This is a genomic window from Streptomyces spongiae (assembly GCF_009377185.1).
Taxonomy (GTDB): Bacteria; Actinomycetota; Actinomycetes; order Streptomycetales; family Streptomycetaceae; genus Streptomyces; species Streptomyces spongiae.
The window spans coordinates 1-5,726 of record NZ_VJZC01000617.1 but is presented as its reverse complement, the minus strand read 5'-3'; the positions used below and the strand labels follow the sequence as shown (position 1 = coordinate 5,726).

General features: G+C 71.8%; 5 protein-coding genes. 1 reads left to right on the top strand and 4 read right to left on the bottom strand.

Annotated elements, in window-relative coordinates:
* Positions 1-1,127, bottom strand: a 1,127-nt coding sequence (gene tuf / locus FNH08_RS43010; protein ID WP_152776947.1) for an elongation factor Tu, incomplete at its 3' end; no start/stop codon positions are given.
* A gap of 688 nt (positions 1,128-1,815) precedes the next feature.
* Between tuf and FNH08_RS43000 the strand changes: the two genes are divergently transcribed.
* On the top strand, positions 1,816-2,598 hold the full coding sequence (locus tag FNH08_RS43000; protein WP_152776945.1) for a TVP38/TMEM64 family protein: 783 nt from the start codon (positions 1,816-1,818) through the stop codon (positions 2,596-2,598).
* A gap of 40 nt (positions 2,599-2,638) precedes the next feature.
* Here the strand turns inward: FNH08_RS43000 and FNH08_RS42995 are convergent, their stop codons facing one another.
* The 3 genes from FNH08_RS42995 to FNH08_RS42985 are packed head-to-tail and all read right to left on the bottom strand — an operon-like array spanning position 2,639 to position 5,546.
* Complete coding sequence (locus tag FNH08_RS42995; RefSeq protein ID WP_152776948.1) at positions 2,639-3,349, bottom strand: cupin domain-containing protein; 711 nt, start codon at positions 3,347-3,349, stop codon at positions 2,639-2,641.
* A 20-nt stretch (positions 3,350-3,369) separates the two neighbouring features.
* The gene (locus tag FNH08_RS42990; protein ID WP_152776944.1) at positions 3,370-4,305 is read right to left on the bottom strand and encodes a DUF6807 domain-containing protein; all 936 of its coding nucleotides are present in this window, start codon (positions 4,303-4,305) and stop codon (positions 3,370-3,372) included.
* Positions 4,302-5,546, bottom strand: coding sequence for a Gfo/Idh/MocA family protein (locus FNH08_RS42985; protein ID WP_152776943.1), 1,245 nt, complete (start codon positions 5,544-5,546; stop codon positions 4,302-4,304). The genes FNH08_RS42990 and FNH08_RS42985 overlap by 4 nt, the downstream gene beginning before the upstream one ends.
* Positions 5,547-5,726: the final 180 nt, after the last annotated feature.

Below are 5,726 nucleotides of genomic sequence, written 5' to 3'. Positions count from 1 at the left end.
CCCTCACGAATGGCGAACCCGAGCCCGGCCTCCAGCGGAACGTCCCGCCCCAGCTCCACCGTCATCGTGACCGTGTCACCGGGCCGCGCCACCGCCACCTCACCAAGGTCGACATCACCCACCACATCCGCCGTACGGATGTAGAACTGCGGCCGATACCCCGTGGCAACGGACGTCGTACGCCCACCCTCACGCGCCGACAGCACATACACCCGCGCACTGAAGCGCCGACGCGGTACGACACTGCCGGGCGCCGCCACGACATGCCCGCGCCGGACGGAGTCCCTCGGCACACCCCGGAGCAGCAGCGCCACGTTGTCCCCGGCCTGCGCCTCGTCCATGGGCTTGCCGAACGTCTCCAGGCCGGTGACCACGGTCTCCAGCCCGGCGCCGAGCACTTCGACGTGGTCGCCGACGCGGACCGTGCCCCGCTCGACGGCGCCGGTCACGACCGTGCCGCGACCGGTGATGGTGAGCACGTTCTCGACCGGCAGCAGGAACGGCGCGTCGAGGTACCGCTCGGGCATGGGCACGTACGTGTCCACCGCGTCGAGCAGGGCCTCGACGGCCGCCGTCCAACGGGGGTCGCCTTCAAGCGCCTTGAGCCCGGAGACCCGTACGACGGGTACGGAGTCGCCCCCGTAGCCGTGCGCGGTGAGCAGTTCCCTGACCTCCAGCTCGACGAGGTCGGTGAGCTCCTCGTCGCCCGCGTCGGCCTTGTTGAGCGCCACCACGATGTGGTTGACGCCCACCTGCCGGGCGAGCAGCACGTGTTCGGCGGTCTGCGGCATGATCCCGTCGAGCGCGGAGACGACGAGGATCGCCCCGTCGAGCTGCGCGGCGCCGGTGACCATGTTCTTGACGTAGTCGGCGTGGCCGGGCATGTCGACGTGCGCGTAGTGCCGGGTGTCGGTCTCGTACTCGACGTGCGCGATGTTGATCGTGATGCCGCGCGCCGCCTCCTCCGGGGCCCGGTCGATGCGGTCGAACGGCACGAACGTTCCTGAGCCGCGCTCGGCGAGGACCTTGGTGATGGCGGCGGTCAGGGTGGTCTTGCCGTGGTCGACGTGACCCATCGTGCCGATGTTCAGGTGCGGTTTCGTGCGGACGTAAGCCGTCTTGGGCATGGCGGTACCTCGAAGCCTCTCAGTGATGACGCTGAGTGATGGCCCCGGCGCCAGAACGCGGCCGGGACGGGGACCCCGAGGACTTGCCGACCCTCCCCCTGCGGGGTCCGCCGGACGATCCGGGAAGGGTCAGCTTCGGGCGCCGTCTGCGGCGGCCGCGATGATCAGAAGGGCAGCCTTCGGGGCATCCGCGACTGCCGCGGATGCTGCGAGGACGAAGGCGTGCCGGACCATGTGGTCGATAATCGCCGACCGGGTCGTCCCCGTCGAATGGTTTTCCGGTGGGGCGATGGGGCCGGTGCCGGACGAGAGATGCTTCACATGAACGCTCGGAACTCGTCTACGTGCAGGTTCGGCACGCGCTTCGGGAACGGCCCGTGCCCGCGCCGCGTCCCGCGGTGGTGTCCGGCAGGACTGAGTACGTCCGGCCGAGCGCCCCGCCCGGCAGGGCCGGACCGTCGAGCCTGGTCAGACCCGGTGAGGTCATGACGTACCGCGGGTACGCGCGCCCGGCAGCTGTGGACGGCCCCGCCCTCCGCGCTGTACGCGCCGGTGATTCGTGTCAACGCGAGGCCCACGAGGAGACCGTACGACACCCGCCTGGGGGTTTCCGACTGTTCCCCCTCCTGTGACGCCGATGAGACGAACCGTACGGCGATCACTCACATTGGTCGGTTACTGTCGCCGAATGCTCGATGCCACCACCCGCTCTGGAGGCACCGCCACGGCCGTTCCCCAGGCCACCGCAGCGGAGCTCGCCGTCGTCCCGGCCACCGTCACCCCTGTGGCGCCGACCGGTCTCGCCGCGCGCTGCACCAGAGTGCTGCTCTCGCCGTGGTCGCGGTTCGCACTGCTCGTCGCGCTGCTGGCGACGGCCGCGTCGAGCGTGCTGCTGTTCGAGCCGCAGCGGCTGCTGGCCGACGGCTGGCCGCCTCAGCTCGGCGGCGCCGCGGCGGCCGTGGTGTTCGCGGTGGCGTACGGACTGTGCACGGTCGCGTTCGTCCCCCGGCCGTTGCTCAACCTCGCGGCGGGCGCCCTCTTCGGCTCGCAGCTCGGCCTGGGAGCCGCCCTCTCGGGCACGGTCCTCGGGGCCGGGATAGCGTTCGGCCTCGGCCGGATCCTCGGGCAGGACGCGCTGCGCCCGTTGCTGCGCGCCCGCTTCCTGAAGGCGGCCGACCGCCAGCTCAGCAGGCACGGCTTCCGATCGATGATGGTGTGCCGGCTGTTTCCCGGGGTGCCGTTCTGGGCGGCGAACTACTGTGCGTCCTTCTCCCGCATGGGCTGGCTGCCGTTCCTGCTCGCGACGGCGCTCGGCTCGATCCCGAACACCGCCGCCTACGTCGTCGCCGGCGCCCGCGCCTCGTCGCCGACCTCACCCGCCTTTCTGATCGCCATGGCGGTCATCGCGGTGCCGGCCCTGATCGGCGCGGTCATCGCCTGGCGCAAGCGGCACCACCTGCGCGGGCACTGAACCCGACGCCCAGCCCCTCAGGAACTCCCCACGAGGCCCGTCAGGACGTCCCCTTGTAGACGTCGAGCCGCCCGCACATCCCGAACTTGCCGTACGCGGCGGGCTGTTCGGACTTCACCACGGCATCGGAGAGATGGGACAGGTCGCCCCGGTCCAGCCGGTCGAGCTGGTCCCCCGTGGCCGCGGCGGCCGCCTGGGCACCTCGCTGCCAGCGCGCCCGCCAGTCGGCGAGCCGGGGCCGTACCAGCGCGGCCGCGGCCCGGTGGAAGGCGGCCAGCGGCTCGGGTGAGTCGGCGTCGCGCAGCGCCCGGTAGCCCTGCAGGGCGAGATCGCGCCGGGCGCGGGCGATCCGCTCCTGCTCCTTCTCGGGCACGTCGGCCGGGATGGCCGTGGCGGCGGCGTACGTCTCCGGGTCGGTGAGGTACTCCGGCGGCAGGGTCAGCACGGCGTCGCCCGCCTCGGGGAGCCCGTTGTTCTGCATCAGCACCGTGATGCGCAGGTCGTCCTCGTTCACCAGCCGGTGGATGGTGCCGGGCGTGAACCAGGCGACCGTGCCGGGCACGAGGGGCGTGACCTCGTACCCGGACGTGGTGAGGGTCTGCACCGCGCCGCTCCCGCCCGTGACGACGTACGCCTCCGAACAGGTCAGGTGCATATGGGGAGTTCCGCCGCACACCCCGTCCGCCGCGGGCCAGTCGTAGACGGACAGGTGCGAGACGGCGACGGCTCCCGGCAGTCCGGTGAACTCCATCCGGTTCTCCTCGTCGCGGCTCACCACGGGTGCTCCTCCAGGTACTTGGCGATCTCGTCCCGCTCCCACGCCCCGTCGGCCACCACGACCCGGTAGCGGCGGGTGAGCGTGTCGCCGGGAGCGAGCTCCAGCTCCTCGAAGTAGGACCAGGAGGGGGCGACCGCGGCGAAGGGCTCGTTGCGGACGAACCAGTGGGCCGGGTGGGTGCCCCCGGCGCCCGCGTGGTCGTTCTCGGGGGCGTGGGCGAAGACGAGCGTGGCGTGCCCGTCGGTGACGTCGAGCTCCCCCGAGTAGGCGAGCCAGGGCGCCTGCTCGCCCATCAGCTCGGGGCCCTCGGAGTCGGGCCCGATGATCCGCCCGTCCCGGAAGGCCCGCGGGCCGCGCCAGAACAGGCCCGTGTAGCCGGCCATCTCGCGGCCCGCGGTGGTGGGGCTGCCGAAGCGCAGCGGCTCGTCGCGGCGGTTCGTGATGGCGCTCGTCCAGGTCAGCGCCCAGGAACCCGCCACCGGATCGACGTCGTGGACCTCGATCCGGCGCTCCTCGTCGGCCCACAGCTCCCCGGTGTACGGGTGCCAGGTGAGCCGCTCGGCGATCACGACCCGGGCACCGTCCGATGCGACCTCGTCGAAGCCGACGTGGGCCATCGAGCCCACCCGCTCCGGGAGTTCGAGGTATCCCTCACCGTGGACGTAGCAGTTGCCGCCCCACAGGTTCTGGCCGGACAGGTGCGAGGCCGTCAGCTGCAGGCCCTTGTGCCAGCGGTGGTCGTTGGGCCGGTAGTCCGTGACGACGTCGCCCGCCAGGGTCCGGATCGGGTGCAGATACGGCTTCGGGGCCTCCCAGGCCGCCTCCGGCTTGTAGACGTAGGCGAACAGCTCGACGCCGGTGGTGGGTTCGGTGACCGTGATGCGGTCGCCGTGGGCGTGGACGATGCGCAGTCCCTCGTGGAACGTCATGCCGGGATCTCCTCGCTCGGGGCGGTCTCCGACGCCGGTGTCACCACGGGCGCCCAGCCGGGGGCTCCCCCGTGCATGGCGGTGTAGTACGGGTCACCGAGCCCGATCTCACCGGCCCGCACGGTCGTGTCGGTGAACGCCGACTTGTAGATCGCGGTGATCAGCTCCAGGCTGGTCCGGCCGTCGGCGCCGCTGCTGCGCGGCCGCTCCCCCGCGCGCATGGCGGCGACCAGGTCCCGCAGCTGCTCCTGGTGCGAACTCGGCACGTCCGCGCCGAAGTCCTGCCAGGCGGCCGCCTCGGTCTTCGGGACCCCCGGGGCGGCGGTGATGCGCCAGTTGTCGTTGCTGTGGCCGTACAGGTGGGTCAGTTCGACGGTGGCGCGCTCGCAGTCGATGCGGATGCGACTGACCTCGTCGGGGCTGAGCACACTATTCACGATGGTGGCCATCGCGCCGTTCTCGAAGCGGACGAGTGCGGTGGTGACGTCCTCGGTCTCCACGTCGTGGACCAGGCGCCCCGCCATGGCCCGCACCTCGCTCCACGGTCCGAGCAGGTCGAGCAGGAGGTCCATCTGGTGGATGCCGTGGCCCATCGCGGGCCCGCCGCCCTCGCTCTGCCAGCGGCCGCGCCAGGGCACCGCGTAGTAGGCGGCGTCGCGGTACCAGGTGGTCTGGCAGTGCGCCACCAGCGGGCGCCCCATGGCCTGCTCGGCGATCAGCCGCCGTACGTGCCGCGAGCCCGAGCCGAAGCGGTGCTGGAAGACGATCGAGGCGTACGGTCCGCCGTCGGCGCCCTCCTCCGCCTCCACGGCGTCGAAGTCCGCGAGCGTGGGCACGGGCGGCTTCTCGCACCACACCCAGGCTCCGGCCCGCAGCGCGGCCACGGTCTGCTCCCGGTGCAGTGTCGGAGGGGTGCAGATGCTGACCAGGTCGGGCCGCTGTTCCGCCAGCATCCGGTCCAGATCGGTATACGCGTGCGGAACGCCCCCCGCTTCACAGAACGCCTTCACCGCGTCGGCGTCGATGTCGACCGCGGCGACCACCTCCGTCTCGCCCTCCTCGGCGAGCTGGGCGAGGGCGGGCAGGTGGGAGCCACGGGCGATGGCACCGGTGCCGATGATCGCGGCACGGACACGACGGCCGTTCAGCGGGCTCGCGGGGCGGTTCGGGCCGCCCGGGGGCGTGCTCGGGTCCGGGTTCTGGGCGGGGTCGGGACTCTGTGCGTTGCTGGGTGTGGACATGGACCTGATCAGCACTCCATCGGACGGGACGTCAGACGCCGGCAACGCCTGTTGGCTCCGGACAGGCCGGTGACAGCAAGCGCTTTCTCCTCCAGCTGCAACGTATGTGTCGACATAGTTACCGGTCAACACCACCGGCGTCTCGACACGTCACCCTTACCTGGCCACGGCCCCGCACCC